Origin of the sequence: Maribacter spongiicola, from assembly GCF_052119685.1 — a bacterium.
Taxonomy (GTDB): domain Bacteria; phylum Bacteroidota; class Bacteroidia; order Flavobacteriales; family Flavobacteriaceae; genus Maribacter; species Maribacter spongiicola_A.
Map to the genome: position 1 here is coordinate 63,591 of NZ_JBGQOO010000014.1, position 17,315 is coordinate 80,905.

Annotated in this window: 16 protein-coding genes; 8 read left to right on the forward strand and 8 right to left on the reverse strand. The window is 34.3% G+C overall.

All coding sequences use genetic code 11. The features are described 5' to 3' along the window. Window positions 1–28: 28 nt before the first annotated feature. The gene (locus ACEN2N_RS16600; RefSeq protein WP_441825363.1) at window positions 29–2,293 is read left to right on the forward strand and encodes a TonB-dependent receptor; all 2,265 of its coding nucleotides are present in this window, start codon (window positions 29–31) and stop codon (window positions 2,291–2,293) included. A gap of 60 nt (window positions 2,294–2,353) precedes the next feature. Here the strand turns inward: ACEN2N_RS16600 and ACEN2N_RS16605 are convergent, their stop codons facing one another. The 4 genes from ACEN2N_RS16605 to folE all read right to left on the reverse strand — a co-directional run bounded on the left by ACEN2N_RS16605 (window position 2,354) and on the right by folE (window position 5,098). Next, a complete protein-coding gene (locus ACEN2N_RS16605) occupies window positions 2,354–2,839 on the reverse strand; it encodes a monoheme cytochrome C (protein WP_441825364.1) in 486 nt (161 codons plus the stop codon). Further along, window positions 2,840–4,060, reverse strand: a complete 1,221-nt coding sequence (locus tag ACEN2N_RS16610) for a sulfite oxidase (protein ID WP_441825365.1) — start codon at window positions 4,058–4,060, stop codon at window positions 2,840–2,842. Between the two features lie 54 nt (window positions 4,061–4,114). Further along, the gene (locus ACEN2N_RS16615) at window positions 4,115–4,414 is read right to left on the reverse strand and encodes a hypothetical protein (RefSeq protein ID WP_441825366.1); all 300 of its coding nucleotides are present in this window, start codon (window positions 4,412–4,414) and stop codon (window positions 4,115–4,117) included. 84 nt (window positions 4,415–4,498) lie between these two features. Continuing rightward, window positions 4,499–5,098 (reverse strand): GTP cyclohydrolase I FolE, encoded by a 600-nt coding sequence (gene folE, locus ACEN2N_RS16620; RefSeq protein WP_441825367.1) that lies wholly within the window; start codon window positions 5,096–5,098, stop codon window positions 4,499–4,501. 222 nt (window positions 5,099–5,320) lie between these two features. Between folE and ACEN2N_RS16625 the strand changes: the two genes are divergently transcribed. From ACEN2N_RS16625 to ACEN2N_RS16635, 3 genes are read left to right on the forward strand one after another with little or no spacing between them, the layout of a single operon-like run. Continuing rightward, window positions 5,321–6,001 carry an ABC transporter ATP-binding protein gene (locus ACEN2N_RS16625; protein ID WP_441825368.1) on the forward strand — a complete coding sequence of 227 codons (681 nt, stop codon included), beginning with the start codon at window positions 5,321–5,323 and terminating at the stop codon, window positions 5,999–6,001. Window positions 6,002–6,010: 9 nt separating this feature from the next. Further along, a complete protein-coding gene (locus tag ACEN2N_RS16630; protein WP_441825369.1) occupies window positions 6,011–6,568 on the forward strand; it encodes a CPBP family intramembrane glutamic endopeptidase in 558 nt (185 codons plus the stop codon). Beyond that, window positions 6,565–7,329, forward strand: a complete 765-nt coding sequence (locus tag ACEN2N_RS16635) for a TIGR02757 family protein (RefSeq protein ID WP_441825370.1) — start codon at window positions 6,565–6,567, stop codon at window positions 7,327–7,329. The genes ACEN2N_RS16630 and ACEN2N_RS16635 overlap by 4 nt, the downstream gene beginning before the upstream one ends. On the opposite strand, the gene ACEN2N_RS16640 is transcribed toward ACEN2N_RS16635, so the two are convergent. The 3 genes from ACEN2N_RS16640 to ACEN2N_RS16650 all read right to left on the reverse strand — a co-directional run bounded on the left by ACEN2N_RS16640 (window position 7,326) and on the right by ACEN2N_RS16650 (window position 12,184). Further along, a complete protein-coding gene (locus tag ACEN2N_RS16640) occupies window positions 7,326–9,071 on the reverse strand; it encodes a cytochrome-c peroxidase (RefSeq protein WP_441825371.1) in 1,746 nt (581 codons plus the stop codon). The two genes, ACEN2N_RS16635 and ACEN2N_RS16640, sit on opposite strands and share 4 nt — an antisense overlap. A gap of 163 nt (window positions 9,072–9,234) precedes the next feature. Then, entirely contained in the window at window positions 9,235–10,857 is a 1,623-nt protein-coding gene (locus ACEN2N_RS16645) for an alkaline phosphatase PhoX (RefSeq protein ID WP_441825372.1), read from the reverse strand. A 190-nt stretch (window positions 10,858–11,047) separates the two neighbouring features. Then, window positions 11,048–12,184 (reverse strand): Gfo/Idh/MocA family protein, encoded by a 1,137-nt coding sequence (locus ACEN2N_RS16650; RefSeq protein ID WP_441825373.1) that lies wholly within the window; start codon window positions 12,182–12,184, stop codon window positions 11,048–11,050. Window positions 12,185–12,405: 221 nt separating this feature from the next. On the opposite strand from ACEN2N_RS16650, the gene ACEN2N_RS16655 reads away from it, so the two are divergent. Continuing rightward, window positions 12,406–13,893, forward strand: coding sequence for a S10 family peptidase (locus ACEN2N_RS16655; RefSeq protein ID WP_441825374.1), 1,488 nt, complete (start codon window positions 12,406–12,408; stop codon window positions 13,891–13,893). A gap of 4 nt (window positions 13,894–13,897) precedes the next feature. Here the strand turns inward: ACEN2N_RS16655 and ACEN2N_RS16660 are convergent, their stop codons facing one another. Beyond that, complete coding sequence (locus ACEN2N_RS16660) at window positions 13,898–14,353, reverse strand: hypothetical protein (RefSeq protein ID WP_441825375.1); 456 nt, start codon at window positions 14,351–14,353, stop codon at window positions 13,898–13,900. Window positions 14,354–14,465: 112 nt separating this feature from the next. Here ACEN2N_RS16660 and ACEN2N_RS16665 point away from each other — a divergent pair, with 112 nt between their 5' ends. From ACEN2N_RS16665 to ACEN2N_RS16675, 3 genes are all read left to right on the forward strand, one after another. Beyond that, window positions 14,466–14,924: a hypothetical protein gene (locus ACEN2N_RS16665; RefSeq protein ID WP_441825376.1), complete on the forward strand. Its 459-nt coding sequence runs from the start codon at window positions 14,466–14,468 to the stop codon at window positions 14,922–14,924. 12 nt (window positions 14,925–14,936) lie between these two features. Continuing rightward, window positions 14,937–15,626 (forward strand): SGNH/GDSL hydrolase family protein, encoded by a 690-nt coding sequence (locus ACEN2N_RS16670; RefSeq protein ID WP_441825377.1) that lies wholly within the window; start codon window positions 14,937–14,939, stop codon window positions 15,624–15,626. 88 nt (window positions 15,627–15,714) lie between these two features. Continuing rightward, a complete protein-coding gene (locus ACEN2N_RS16675) occupies window positions 15,715–17,268 on the forward strand; it encodes a M28 family peptidase (RefSeq protein ID WP_441825378.1) in 1,554 nt (517 codons plus the stop codon). The last annotated feature ends 47 nt before the right edge of the window (window positions 17,269–17,315 follow it).

The window sequence follows — 17,315 nt, forward strand, 5'->3', positions numbered from 1 at the left end:
ACATTCAAAAATCTTAATTCAATTTTATATGAAAAATTTTTATATAACAATGCTATTGGCATTGTTAGGGCAATATGTAGTTGCTCAAAATAGCCTTGCAGGCACTATAATCACAAACGATACTCAAGAAGCTTTAGAACAGGTTTCTATCTATTTTCCTCAATTGGAAAAAGGAACTACTACTGATTCAAATGGCTTTTACAAAATCAGTAATTTACCATCTGGTAAATTTAAAATTGTCATATCATTCATAGGTTTTCAAACATATTCTCAAACTGTGGAATTGAAAGAAGGACCGAATGAACTTTCTCTAGATTTATCGCCAAGTGCCATAGAAATGGAAGAAGTCATTGTTTCGACCCCATTTCATAAACTACAACGCGAGAATGTTATGAAAGTAGAAAGAACTAGTGTTAAAGATCTACAGAATGCAGGTTCTATAAATTTATCTGAAGGTATTACTAGTATTCCAGGTGTAGAAAGCGTTTCTACCGGGGTTGGTATAGGAAAACCTGTAATTCGTGGATTAAGCTCTAATAGAGTATTAACTTATACACAAGGTATACGATTGGAGAATCAACAATTTGGTGACGAACATGGTCTTGGAATTAGCGATGCAGGTATTGAAAGCGTAGAAGTTATTAAAGGTCCTGCTTCTTTATTATACGGGTCAGATGCTCTAGGTGGTGTGTTATATTTAAATCCTGAAAAGTTTGCCAATAGTGATAACATTGAAGGTGATGTTAACTTAAATTATTTCACCAACACGCAAGGTTTTAATGGGAATGGAGGATTTAAAGCGTCTTCAGATAAGCTAAAATTCTTAGTTCGACTGGGTGGTAGTTCTCATGTAGATTATAAAACAGGTGAAGATGTCCGTGTTACCAATTCCAGATTTAATGAGAAGGATTTAAAAACTGGGGTAGCATATCAACTTGCAAATTTTAAAACAGAACTACGTTATAACTACAATAATTCTGAATTAGGAATTCCGGAGGAAATAGAACAACAATCCACAGACCGCACCCCAATAGAGCCTTTTCAAGATATTACAAGTCATATCATAAGTTCAAAGTCTAATATTTATTTTAATAATTCTAGTTTACAAGCAATATTTGGATACACTGTTAATACTAGAAAAGAATTTGAAGACCATCATCATGAAGAGGAAGAAGGTGAAGAAATTGTAGAAGAACATGAAGAGGAAGAAGGTCCAGCTTTAGATATGAAACTAGAGACCTTTAGTTATAACCTTCAATACAACTTAGCTAAAATTGGCGCTGTTGAGACTATCGTTGGTATACAAGGAATGTCCCAGACCAATAGCAATTTTGGCGAAGAGGTGCTAATACCAGATGCCACAACGAATGATATTGGCATATTGGCTACATCACACATACATTTCGATAAAAGTGATGTACAACTCGGTATAAGGTTTGACACACGTACCATTAATAGTGATGAAAACGGAATAGTATATCAGGAAGGTTACATACCTGAATTAGACAAGAGTTTTAATAGCCTTAATCTAGCAGCTGGCTATAAATTAGATGTGACCAAGAATTTTATTGCTAGGTTGAACATTGCAACAGGGTTTAGAGCTCCAAATTTGGCGGAACTCACATCTAATGGAACACATGAAGGAACAAACCGATTTGAAGTTGGTAACCCAGAATTAGATAACGAGAGCAATGTACAAACAGATTTGTCCTTTGAGCTTAATAATGAACATTTTGAAATTTATGTAAACGGATTTTACAACTCTGTTTCAGATTACATTTATTTAGAACCTAATGGAGCAAATATTGATGGAGATGCCGTATTTCTTTATCTACAGCAAGATGCCAATCTATATGGTGGAGAAGTTGGTTTACATTACCACCCGCACCCATTGGACTGGTTGCATCTAGAAAGTAATTTTTCGACCGTTAGGGGAGTATTAAACGAAGGAGAAAATCTACCTTTAATACCTGCAAACAATTGGGCAAATACCTTACGTTTTGAATTTAATAAAATCAATAAAAATTTTAGTAGCGGTTATGGCTTTATTACATTAAAATCATATTTCGAACAAAATAAGGTTAGTGATTTTGAAATACCTACTGATGGATATTCCCTATTAAACCTAGGAATTGGCGCTACAGTCAAAATTTCTAATCAACCTATTGATTTTAAGATAAGCGCTAACAATATTTTAAATAAAGAATATATTTCTCACCTATCAAGATTAAAAACTGATGGAATATTCAATATTGGCAGAAATATTAATTTAGGTATTAGTATTCCCCTGTAACAATCATTACAAATTAAATAAAAAAGACCCTGAACATTAATGCTCAGGGTCTTTCAGTTTCTACTCTTCTAATTGATACCACTCAATATCAGTAAGCACTTCCCTTCTACCCTTCTTTTTTGAAGGATAATTGGTTACTAGATAATTGATAATCACCTCTTCATTCTCTCCTAAATCCCACAGATTCTGAGTCTCTTGCATCCATTTAATGGTTGATTTCCAGCGTTCTGCATTCATTCTATTCTGTATAACAAGTTTTGATGAATGACAATTGGTACAATTCTGAATGGTCTCTGTCATACCAGGCGCATCAACAAAACCAGTTTGTAAGTGAATGCCATTTTCAATTTTATCAAAATCATCTTCAACAGGTATATCAACAATTTCGGTATCTGGCTCGTCACCCTTAAAAGCTGATAGACTTGGGTCTACCATAAAATATATCAAAGCGATAACTCCAATTATCGCCACAGCACTTGCTAAAATAATTTTTCGATTCCGGTTTTTAAAACTTGGTTTTAGTTCGCCATTATTTTGCTCTATCATCTATGCAATTTTTACAGCTATTCTATGACAAGCATTATTTAAATACCCTTTTGGGTTCCAACCTGGTAACAACATTGGCTGGCTAATACCATTGGCATCAGTTGCTTTTGCCCAAACCTCGTAATATCCTTCTTGCGGAAAAGAAATTTGTGCAGAGAAATGTTGCCAAGCTAAACGATTAGCAGGTTTTTCAATGGTACAGGTATTCCATGTGGCACCAAAATCTATAGAATACTCCATTTTAGAAACTTCTAATTCACCTGCCCAAGCATGTCCTCTAATATTCAGTTTCTTTCCTTTTGATATCATAGCACCAGATTTCGGGTAAGTAATTAAAGACTTAACCGGCATAGATTCAATAATGCACATATCTTCATCTGCCACTTTCTCACCAGGGGCAACCGGTTTACAAGGCACTCTATAAGCAGTACCAGTCATTTTAGCACCATCATGAACTATATTTCTAATACTGATGCGTTGCAACCATTTTCCAGAAACAGATGCTGGCCAGCCACCAACAATTACCCGTAATGGATAACCATGAGCTAGGGGTATATCCTCTCCGTTCATTTTAAAAGCTAATATAGTTTCATCTTTTAAAGCCTTAGACATCGGCGCACCTCTAGATATTGGCTCTTTAGTTGGATCTCTACTTAAATGTATATCAGCTGCATGATAACCAAAATATACGGCATCGTCTTTTATACCTACATCTTCTAAAACATCACGTAATCGAACACCTGTCCAACTAGCACAGTACACCGCACCAATTGTCCATTGATTACCCTTCGCAGGCGGATCAAATTCACTTCTACCATTACCACCACATTCTAGTGTTAATTGATAGGTATGATGTTTAAATTTGGATTTAAGTTCTGCAAGAGTATACGTTTTTTCTTGTTGAGCAGATTCGCCATTTATGGTAAGCGTCCATTTTTCTACATCGATTTTCTCAGGAATGAGTCCGTTATTTCGAATAAAAATAGATTTATTGGGTGTAATCCTATCATCTAAAAGATGCGCTTGAGCTTCTATATTCCAAGGTTTGTCGTTTAAAACGACCATACCTTTGTCTTTATTGAATAATTTGAATGGATCTGAATCTTGTAAGGCTACCGGAGTATAACCAGCTGGCATTACATTTTTATAAAATATATCTACACCTAATAAGACAGCTAAACCGCCTAAACTAGATTTTGCAACAAAATTTCTTCTCTTCAAAACTCAAGTTATTTGAGTTAAAGTTAAGGTTTTTAATAAAGTTAAAAGTGAGATTTAAACTTCTATTGTTTTCCCTTTTTTAGCACTTTTAAAAACATAAGTATACAACCACATTAATGTAAAAGATGGTATAATATCAAACCCAGGTATAATCTCTTCTAAGAAAGTAAATGCACCTGCAGCTTGCCCTACCTTGCCTTTATACATTCGGGTCATGAGCCAACCAGCAAGTGGTGCCCAAATTATATCTGAAAATTCACCTACAAAAGGTATTACGAAAGACAACATACCGATGCCGTCAAAAAGCAACCCCATAAAAAGTTGCTTGTATTTTTTATCTTTTAAAATTGACATATTGAAAAATTAGTTATTCTAATTTAAGAATACAACAAAGATGCCAAATTTTAAAAATAAATGAACAACAGATTTAAAGAACTATTAAGAAAGTTTAGCGCTTATGAGTTTCAAGAACTCGTTTCTTGTCTCTATTTTTTCGAACTGACCTCTAAACCCTGATGTTGTAGTTACAGAATTTTGTTTCTGAACACCACGCATCATCATACACATGTGTGAAGCTTCAATTACAACAGCAACACCTTTTGGTTTTAGGGTATTATTTATACATTCTAGAATATCGTGAGTAAGTCTCTCTTGTACTTGTAATCTTCTAGCGAAAACATCGACTACACGAGGTATTTTACTTAATCCAACTATTTGACCATTAGGTATATATGCAATATGTGCTTTACCAAAAAATGGTAACATGTGGTGCTCGCACAAAGAATATAATTCAATATCCTTTATAATAACCATGTCATCATATGCTTCTTTGAACATTGCCCCTTTTAAAATCTCTACTGGGTCTTGCTTATAGCCTTGAGTTAAAAATAACATAGCTTTAGCGGCTCGTTCTGGTGTTTTAACCAAACCTTCCCTTTCTACATCTTCGCCTATTTCATCGATAATAGATGAATACCTGCTTTTAACTTCGTCGGTAATTTCAAGATTATATTCTTCTAAATTTCTATATGGGGACATAAAATCGCTCTTTGTGTTTAACCTAATTTAGTTTAAGTTGAACAAATTTAATATTTTCTTTTATCATCCAACGTAAATAAGTCATAAATATATTTATCAAAGCACAAATAACATCCTATAAAATGAACGGTAACAACTAAAAGAGAAATACTATTTTTACCCTGCTCCTTTTTCATTAATTTTGAATTTCAGCATAACAATACCCTCAAAAACTAAATGCTCATGATAAAAGCTTCTAACATTCATAAATATTACGGAGAATTAGAAGTTCTTAAAGGTGTTGATCTTCATATAAAAAAGGGAGAAATCGTTTCTATTGTTGGTGCTTCTGGCGCTGGGAAAACCACATTATTGCAAATTTTAGGAACTTTAGATGTTCAGTCGAATCGTAAGGATAGTAAGTTACTAATCAATAACATTGAAACTACAAATTTGAATGATAAAGATTTAGCGAAATTCAGAAATGAACATATTGGCTTCATCTTTCAGTTTCATCAATTGCTTCCAGAATTTACGGCCATTGAAAATGTATGTTTACCCGCATTCATAAAAAAAACACCGAAAGCAAAAGCAGAAGTAAGAGCAAAAGAGCTTTTAGATTTTTTAGGTCTATCTCATCGCTATAATCATAAGCCATCAGAATTATCTGGCGGAGAACAACAACGGGTGGCCGTCGCCAGAGCCTTGATTAATAACCCATCAATAATCTTTGCTGATGAACCTAGTGGTAATTTAGATTCTGAAAGTGCCGATAATCTTCATAAGTTGTTTTTTGAATTACGGGAAAAATTCGGACAGACATTTGTTATCGTAACCCATAACAGTGAACTGGCAGAAATGGCAGACAGAAAATTAACTATGGTAGATGGTAAAATTGTAGATAAAGAAATCATTTTAGCATAAGAGAAACATATGCTAGAAGACCTTTTATTATTTGCTAAGAATCCGGTTTATGAACAGGATATTACAACTTCATTTTCTAACAAATTAAGAACATTTTTTAAATTATTGCTTGTTGCATTATGCACAAGTATTGTGTTATTAATGGTTGCAGGTTTAGCCGAAAATCTACTTCAACTTGAGATGGGAAAACATGCGATGGACGATTTGTTCGAGAACTATTCAGTTGGGCTCATTTTCTTTTTAGCAGTAGTGATTGCACCATTTTTTGAAGAACTATTATTTAGGGGACCGCTTTTGTTTTTCAAAGATTCTAATTATTTCAAAATAGTCTTTTATGCATTTACTATCGCCTTCGGATTCATGCACGTTAGTAATTTTGAAATGAGCACTCAAGTATTATTATTTTCTCCATTATTGGTCGCACCACAAATTGGTGTTGGTTTTCTTTTAGGGTTTATACGCATTAAATTTGGACTAGTTTGGTCAATGGCACTACATGCTTGTTACAACATGGTATTAGTTGTGCCAGTATTGATTATGCAAATTTTAGATATACCGATTGAATGACAAACAGCGAATTAAAAGTATTTTTAAACGAGAAGGTTATTCAATATAATAATCCTGAGTTTTTAGAAACAGACCCTATACAGATTCCGCATCTTTTTACAACAAAAGAAGACATTGAAATAAGTGCTTTTTTAACTGCAACTATAGCTTGGGGCAACAGAAAAAGCATCATCAAAAATTCGCATAAACTGATGGAAAGAATGGGGCAAAGTCCGTATGACTTTGTACTCAATCATAACGATGAAAATCTCGAAAATTTAACCGGCTTCGTTCATAGAACCTTCAATGATATTGATCTTACTTATTTTATTCAGAGTTTAAAAAACATCTACACCAATCATAATGGCTTAGAAGGTGTTTTTACGAAACATCAAGGCAAGGACAGCTTACAGCCCACAATTTCAGAATTCAAGAAAATATTTTTTGAATTACCATATGAGCAACGCACAACAAAGCATGTATCTGACCCATTAAAAGGATCTGCCGCAAAAAGAATAAATATGTTTTTACGGTGGATGGTAAGAGACGCGTCTACCAATGTAGATTTTGGAATTTGGAAAGATATTAATCCTTCTAAATTATCTTGCCCATTAGATGTTCATTCTGGTAATGTAGCCAGAAAATTAGGACTTTTAAAACGGAAGCAAAACGATGCCAAAGCGCTTGCAGAGTTAGATAAAAAACTAAGAAAACTGGACCCGTTAGATCCAGTTAAATATGATTTTGCTTTATTCGGATTAGGAGTCTTTGAAAAATTTTAATTCGCGTTTTCAAATTGTTGATCGGTCAATGTTTTCATAAAAGCGATAATTGCTTTCGATTCTACTGCAGTTAAGTTTAAAGAATCTGAAGGCAAGGTTTGATAAGGTACATCTAAGCCCATACCTAATCCCCCACCAACATTATAAAACTCTACAACTTCTCCTAAAGTCGCATATACCCCATTATGCATGTAAGGCCCCGTTAAATCTACATTACGCACAGTTGACGTTTTAAAAAAGTGTTTCTTCTCTTCTACTTTATATGGAAAATACTGCCCTAAATCATCATCTAAAACAGGATTTTCAAAACTTGCGTTCTTTGGCACACCAAGATTCTCAAATTCGCTCTCCATATATTTTGGAGGCACCGTACCGTTGAAAGCAGGAGGGAAATGACATGTTGCACATGCTGCTTTCCCCATAAAAAGATTAAAACCATGTACTTCTTCGTTGGTCATTGATTCTTCTAATCCGTTTATATTTCGGTCGAATTTAGAATCGAAACTAGAAAGATTTCTTATATAAGTAGCAATCGCATTTCTAACATTCATATTGGTTATTTTACCATCGTAGAGTGAATCAAATTGAACTCTGTAAGCTGACTGTTCTTGTATTTTTTCTTCCAGTTTTTCTAAATCGATATGAAATTCGTTTTCATTATTGGTAACACCTACAATTTGATCTTCTAAACCGTCAGCCCTACCATCATAAAACAATGAACGCTGATAAACCGCATAAGTTAATGTGGGTGAATTACGTTGTAGTTCTTTTCCGTTTATACCGATTGCTTTTACATGACCATCTGTAAAAGCTTTTTCTTTTATATGGCAGGTAGCGCAACTAATTGTACCAGTACTAGATAACGTTTTGTCATTGAACAATTGGCGTCCTAATGCTATTCTTTCTTCTATAATTTCTGGAGCTCTTTGCATCGAGAACATTTTCATATTAAAAAAGTTCTTATCGAATAAACTTGTTGCATTTGGGTTTAATGAGCGAGAATCACTTAATTCAACATCCCAATCTTGTGCTGTTTTCCAAGCTAATTCTAGCTGATGATTGGTATGCTCTTTTATAAAAGAATAACGGTCAAATTCATCGAAGTTGCCTTTTTTCAAAATAGCAATGGTAGCTGCTATTTCAGTACTCCAGTCTGCATATAATTCCTTATTGGTAAAAGCATCTTTATAAATATCTAAAACCTTTTGTATAGATTCATAATTATAAACTGCTTCATTTAAAGAGTTTGAAAGCATCGGCGAATCAAAACCTGTAATTCCTTTGGTTGCGATATTTACAATAGCATCTCGAATCATTTTTAGATGATGTCTATCTCGCTGCGCAATTAAAATATGATTCTTTTTTACAAAAGGTATTCTAACCTTTAAGTAGGTTAAAACAGAGTTCAATTCTTTATTAGAAAAACCTTCGTCAGCATATAAAAGCTCTTCTAAAACTTGAAAACTCTTTGGGTCTTGAATTTTAATATCTTGATGGTCATCTATTTCTACTTTTAATAAGTTAGGTGCATTCATAGATACATAATTCTCATAATCATACGCTATAAGCATTGGCTCTACCCTTTTATACCATGCTCTACTTTTAAGAAAAAGCTCTTTATTTTTTGATACAGATTTCAAGGTATCCATCTGTTGCATGTAATGCGAAGTACTATCTAGGGTAATAAAATAATAATCACGTATAGCATCATTAAACATAGATTGTTCGCTATTTGTAATCATTAATTTTGGTTTTGACTCCTCATGTTTACAGGATAGAAGAATCCCCAACAATAGTATCAAAATCCATTTATTATGAACTGCTCTCATATTATTTATTGAAATTGTTATGAATAGAAAAGGCTCCCAATGAAGGGAACCTTTTTAAAAGTATATATAAAGTAAATTATCTAGGTAAACCTGTCAATTTAAAAAGTACAGAACCTTCTAAAGAAGCACTACCCTCACTAATGGCAGTTGGATCAACAAATTTAAGTCCGTCTGCTCTTACTGCAGTATCAGGTGTAGTGCTATAATTCCATCCATGTACTTGAGCACCACCAATAAAGGTTGGTTCAGATGCACCTATGATATCAGTAACATCGAATAACCCGGTAATTTCCCACATACTATCAGTATTTCCAATACCGACGCTAGATGCAAAAGTTTGGTTACATTCCATTACTTCAACAAAACTACCCGTGTTTAAATCTAACTGCCATAATTTTGCGAACCCTGTAATATCAGCATTTAAATCTGCGTAACCATTTGGATCTTCTTGAACATAAGCATAGTTCTCAGTGACCATTATATTATCAGGAGAATGTAACCCGTCACCTTTACCGCCTTCAATATCGCCATCTACAACGACCGTAAGAACTGCATCGGCAGTTGGGTCAGTATCATTTAATTCTAACTTATACACACGACCAAAACCGGTACCTCTTAAGTTCAAATCTGGATTATCGCCACGAATTCTTCCTGTTGCATTGAAATATACTTCTCTTTGCGCATCGGAAGAACCTCTTCGCCAGTCAATATCTTCAATTCTTTGAAAACCAATAGCACCTAAATCAATAGCTTCTTGGTTTAACTCGTCTATAGTTCTTTCAGTAACTTCTACCCATTCTACGTCATAGGCAACATCTTGAGACATTCCCATTTCAAATAGCTGTCCGCCTTCACCAGGTAAAGACTCTACAGGATTTTTTCCTCTTAAAACATACAATTTACCACCATAAAGATCACCTCTAGCAGCAACATACATTCCAAAATGAGCTTGTGGGTATACATTATCGCTATGGTCATCTCCCATAAAAATAACGGTTTGAGAAGCATATGCATCTTTACCGATGGCAACGGCATTTTCAGTAGACCATTCTCCTAATGCAGGCAATCTTTCTACTTCTACTCTATCTTCTTTTGATCGAAAAGGATTCACTTTATAAACACCTTTTGCGTTACCGCCCCATTCGCCACCAGCAAGGTATAAAGGTCCGAAACCATGCTCTTCAACTGTTATAGCAGAACCAGAACACATAGCCGTAAATGCTGTAGCTGTTGAATTAACAATATAATCGCCCTGTAATGGCTGAAGTTCTGAGTTTAACATTATTCTCGCAATAGAATAATCTGCTTCTAAATTATTTATCAAAGCGTAGTTACCATCTTCAGTAGGAAAAAGTGCAGCACCATCCATATAAGACCCGTAAACAAACGTAGAATCTGACTCTAGTATATCGGCAGAAGACATAATCATATTAAGTTCGGCAGATGCTGCAAATGCACCTTTAAGTTCAAACAATTCATTCGGAGTTACAGAACTAGTTAATGGTATGGATTCTGCCAAAGTTAAATCTTGACCGTCGACACCATCTTCTCCGTTAGTACCATCAGCGCCATCGACACCATCAATGCCGTTTGTTCCATTTGTACCATCAGCACCATCTTCGCCCTCACAGCTCATTACTGCCAATCCGAGGCAAGAAAGAATCATTGCTTTGAATAGTAAATTTTTTGATTTTTTCATTATCAATATAGTTTTTAGGTTATGAATGCCAAAACTATATAGACAACCTTTTAGAAAGGTTCACTGAAAATTAGCAATTGATGAACAGAAGTTTATGCTTATGTTAAGATGTAAAATTAACTTGAATTTGAAGTGATCTAAACTTGAAATTCAAGTTAATTTAAATGTAATACCACTAATTTATAATATGTTATGATACTATTCCTAAATTACCTAAAGACAACGCTTGTTCTTTACCACCTTCTGCGATTGACTTATATATAGCTTCAACAATAATCATATCTCTTTTTCCCATTTCACCCGGTGCGATGTTTTTGGTACCTAATAGCACATGCTTAGCAAAATCGTCCATCTGTAAAGCTTGTTGTCTTTTAAATGGAAATTCTATAGTATTACCGTTTGATGTTCTTCCACTAATTGGTCCGTAACTATGAGCAGGATCCAACTCAAACCAACCATTACTACAATGGCATTTTAATCGGTTACCATTTGCGTTGTGTGAAGTCATCATATGTGCAACTGCACCATTTGCAAATTTAAATTGTGCGGTAATGGTTTCATCAGTATCCTTAAAATAGAAGGGGCGTGTACTAAACTCCTGTGCAGAAACAGAAATAGGATTTTCACCTGTACCATAAATACTAGTTTGTATCGCATATACACCCATATTCATTAAAGCACCACCACCAGAAAGCGACTTATTTAATCGCCATTGATCAGGATTACCATTAGAAATATATCCTGCATCCGAAGCAACAAAAAGCACATCACCAAAAGTTTTTTCTTTTACGAATTTTTTTACTTCATTGGTATAAGGGTCGCTCTGCATTCTATAACCAACACCCAGTTTTACATTATTCTCTTTACAAGCATTTATGATAGCATCACATTCTTCAACGCTAACTGCCATTGGTTTTTCGCAAATAACATGTTTACCAGCTTTTGCAGCTCGAATACAAAAATCTACATGCATACTGTTAGGTAATACAACATAAACGATATCGATATCATCGTTTTTTACTATGGTATCAAAATTATCGTAATTGTAAATATTCTTTTTGGGCAGATAATATTTTTCCTGCCAAATAGCTTCTTTCTCTTTGGTACCTGTAACAATACCACCCAAATAACAATGTTCAGTCTCTAACAGCGATGGTGCAAGTTGATGTTCACTATAACTTCCTAAACCTACTAATGCTATACCCAATTTTCCACCTTTCTTGCGATTATAGAAGGCTTTAGCTAAAGGTATATTGCCTATCAATGCTGTTCCTAATATTCCTTTGGCAGCTATACCGCTAAATGAGCGTCTTGATAATTTCTTCATGTGTCTATTTTAATGCTTTAGAAAATTATATAAAAATCATTGAACTTCATCGAACCTATCATGAATTTTATATTAAGAATATACAGTACTATAAAGTGTCGTATTCTATCTTATAGTCTTCATAAATGAAGAATTGATATTAACCTTTTAAACAGTAAAGATGGAAGTAAATATTAAGCTTTTATTCTTATTTTCGTTTTACAACAGAACCTTATCAAACCATGAAAAAACTTTTACAATTAACCATTTGTATGGCTACCTCGATAATCGTAGCCCAGTCCAGAGAAATACCGGTCGACACCGTTATTACCACCACCCACAATGCAACCATTAACGGTGCTACTTTTGCGTATACCGCGCAAACGGGTACACAACCCGTGTGGGATGAAAATGCAAAACCTATTGCAACCCTGCATTACACCTATTACACACGAAATAATATTAAAGATCGTGCTGCAAGACCATTATTGATATCATTTAATGGAGGACCAGGTTCTGGATCTGTTTGGATGCATTTAGCATATACGGGTCCAAAAATATTAAAGATCGATGATGAAGGATACCCGGTACAACCATATGGCGTAAGTGCAAATCCGCATTCAGTTTTAGACGTAGCAGATATTGTATACGTCAACCCTGTCAATACCGGATATAGCAGAACCATACCTGCAAGCGGAAAGGAAGTTGATCGGGATAAGTTCTTTGGAATTAATGCCGATATAAAGTATTTAGCAGAATGGCTGAACACCTTTGTAACCAGAAATAACAGATGGCGCTCACCTAAATATATTATCGGCGAAAGTTATGGTGGCACCCGCGTTATGGGACTTTCTTTAGCCCTACAAGAACAACAATGGATGTACCTAAATGGAGTAATTATGGTTTCACCTGCCGATTATAAAGTGATACAAAACTCCGGACCGGTCGCTGAAGCAATAAACTTACCATATTATACAGCGGCAGCTTGGCATCATAATATGTTACCTGCAGCTTTACAGAGTAAAGATTTACTAGAAATTTTACCAGAATCGGAAGCGTATACAATAGATAAATTAATGCCAGCATTAGCAAAAGGCGGATTCTTAGAAACTACTGAAAAAGAAGCTATTGCAGAAAAGATGGCTTATTACTCCGGTTTAAATAAAAAAGATATTCTTAATCAAAACCTAGTAGTACCTACCTCATTCTTCTGGAAAAATATTTTAAAAGATAAAAGTGGTTATACCGTAGGTCGCCTAGATTCTAGATACTTAGGTATTGACAAACAATTGGCAGGTATGAAGCCAGATTATAACTCTGAATTAACATCTTGGCTACATAGTTTTACCCCAGCAATCAATTATTATTTACAAGAAGAACTGAATTTTAAAACAGATGTGAAGTATAATATGTTCGGGCCTGTACACCCTTGGAACAATGATGACGATAATACTAGAGAAGATTTAAGACTGGCAATGGCACAGAACCCATACTTGAACGTAATGGTACAATCTGGGTATTACGATGGTGCTACCACCTATTTTAATGCAAAATATACCATGTGGCAAGTAGACCCAAGTGGTCGCATGAAAGATAGATTCAGCTTTAAAGGTTACCGATCAGGGCACATGATGTATTTAAGAAGAGAAGACTTAAAAACTGCAAATGATGACATTCGTAATTTTATAACACGAACAGTGGCAATAGATAGAAGTGCAAAATATGAATAGAAAATTAATTTTCTAGAACAGTACTAGACATTCCCAATACGAGCAATGAATTTATTTCTGTTGTTTCTGTTGGGAATTTCTTTTCTAACCTAAAATCTGCTGTTTTAATAGCATCTCTATAAAGTTGTTCTCTTTTACGTTGTTTCTTTTTCTTGAAAATATCAATAGTCAATCCGACGGTGGCACCACCAAGAACTGTCGCCAAAAGATCTTCATTACTCCAACCACCATATTGTTTTTGATCAATACTTTCTTTTGCCAAACCAATCAGCAAACTACCACCAACAGCACCAACGAAGGTCCATGTTCTATCACCATCAGAAATTTCATTAGCTACACCAGCACCAACCAATCCATAAAGATTTCCTCCTAAAAAATGAAGTACTTTATCCTGTTCTATTTGACCGAATGTACTTTGTAGTGTAAAAGTATAAATTATTATTATCAGTATATTTTTCATACCGCGCAAAGATAAAATTCTATATCATGCATCTGGTATAAAAATCGTTACTATTAGTTAGTTAAATTCTCTGTAGCTATATTTTATATTATCTTACATAATTTTAAACTATATGGAACTAAAGAATTTTATAAAGAGTCTATCTATCATGCATTTGTTCTTACTTATTGGCTTAAGTATTTTTACTATTTGGGTGATTTTTCAAATCAATACCTTTAATACAGATAGCAATGGAGAGAGCATATTTTTATATGCAGTACCGGTAATTTCCATAATAGGTTATTTTGGAAGTCAATGGGTATTTAAAAAAATGACTGCTAAAATTCAGTTAAACACACGATTAGAAGACAAATTAAAAAAATATCAGTCTGCCTTACACATCAAATACGCACTTATTGAGATGCCTGCATTTATAGGTCTCTTCGCCTATTATAATACAGGTAACGCATTACCACTAGCAATCTCAATTTGTTTGTTGGCTTATTTAGCAGTGCAAAGACCAAATAAAGATCACATCATTAAAAATGTTCCATTGACCTCAGAAGAACAAAGTCAAATTCAAAGTGCATAAACAACATATAAAATGAAAAAAACAAAAACTTTAATTTTAACCTGTATGTTATCGTTCTTAGGTTTAACCACAATTAATGCACAAGACTGGGCAGATTTAAAACATTTTGAAAAAGCTAATGCCGAAGTACCAGCTGTATCAGATAATGAAGAACGGGTTGTATTTATGGGCAACTCCATTACCATAGGTTGGTTAAACAAACATCCTGAGTTTTTTGAAGGTAAACCATATATTAACCGAGGTATTAGCGGACAAACTACGCCACAGATGCTTATTCGTTTTAGACAAGATGTAATTAAGCTACATCCGAAAGTAGTGACAATATTAGCTGGCACTAATGATATAGCAGGTAATACAGGTCCGTCAACCTTAGAAATGATTATGGATAATATAAAAGGGATGGCAGAACTTGCTCATGCCAACGGTATCAAAGTTATTTTATCTTCTACCCTACCTGCATACGATTACCCTTGGAAACCGGGTTTAGAACCAGCAGGTAAAATCATCGAATTAAATAAAATGATAAAAGAATATGCCGATTCTAAAGGTCATATCTATTTAGATTATTTCTCTGCTATGGTAGATGAACGTAATGGCTTACCAAAAAAATACGCCGAAGATGAAGTACACCCAACCGTTGAAGGTTATAAAGTGATGGAACCATTGGTAGAAGCAGCCATTACAGAAGCTTTAAATAAATAAAATTCAACCAAAATATTGATTCGAAAATTCAGCTTTTAAAACTAGTTAAGATTTGATTATTTTTGAAGAAATTTGATTACTACAAAAAATGAAAAAAACACTATTTCTACTGGTCGCTACGGCCATGGCATGCAATTCTTCTCAAAAAACCGTTACAGATGCCGCAATTGAAGAAGCGTCATCAGTTGCATCTGAAATTTCATTTGCAGAAACAATTACTGAAGCAGAATTAAAAGAGCACTTATACATTTATGCTTCAGATGAATTCGAAGGTAGAGAAACCGGTCAACCAGGTCAGAAAAAGGCAATAGCATATATAAAAGCAGAATATGAAAAACTAGGTATACCTGCGGCTAAAAAAGATGGTAATTATTTTCAAGAGGTTCCATTAGAAATCAGTAAACTTCCTATTGGTAAGTTAAGTGTTGATGGAACTGATTTTGCTGTTGGCGAGCATGTATTAACTTTTTCAGCTGCCAACATATCAACTGACGATATCGTTTATGCAGCTTATGGAATAGATGATGAAACATATTCTAATTACAATGACCTTAATGTAGAAGGTAAGATTGTTTTAATGAAGTCAGGTGAGCCAAAAAATGATGATGGGACCTTTATAATTTCTGGAACTACCGAAACTTCTAACTGGAGCAATATGTCAGAATCTTTGACAAAAAGAGTACAGATTGCTATGGATAAAGGTGCTATTGGTGTACTATATTACGATGCAGATAATTTCAGTCGATTTAAGCGCAGGTTCGAATCAATGAAAACAAATAATAATGGCAGAATGGAAGTTGTAGATAATAGCGCTCCAGAATTCTACAACTTGTTTATTGACCAAACACTTGCAAAAAGCTTTTTATCAACTATTGACATAGATGATAAGCCACAAATTTTGAGCAAAAAATTACAATTAGATTTCGAGAGTTCAAATGATAAAATTTCATCAGAAAACGTTGCAGCTATATTAAAAGGTACTGAGAAGCCGAATGAATATTTAGTGATTTCTTCGCACTTAGACCATATAGGTATTACAGGTGATGGTGAAATAAACAATGGTGCAGATGATGATGGTTCTGGTACTGTTGCGCTTTTAGAAATTGCCGAAGCTTTTAAGAAAGCAGCAGATGCAGGTAACGGACCAAAAAGATCTATTGTATTCTTGCACGTTACTGGTGAAGAGAAAGGTTTATTAGGATCTCAGTATTACACCGATGTAGACCCAATTGTTCCGCTTGCGAATACTGTTGCCAATTTAAATATTGATATGATAGGTAGAATAGACCCAGAACGTGAAGGAGACCGCAACTATATCTATTTGATAGGTTCAGATAAATTAAGTTCAGAACTTCATAACCTTTCTGAAGAGGTAAATAAAAAATTCACCAATATTGAATTGGATTATACTTATAATGATGAGAACGATCCAAACCGTTTTTACTACAGAAGTGACCATTATAACTTCGCCAAAAACAATATTCCGATTATATTTTATTTTAACGGTACTCACGCCGATTACCACAAACCAAGCGATACGCCAGATAAAATTAACTACGATCTTTTAGAAAATAGATCTCGATTAGTTTTTTATACGGCATGGGAAATTACAAATAGAGAAAATAAGTTGAAAGTAGACTAGCAATCAACTTCTTAAAACTTAGAAAAGCCTTGTGAACATTATGATTT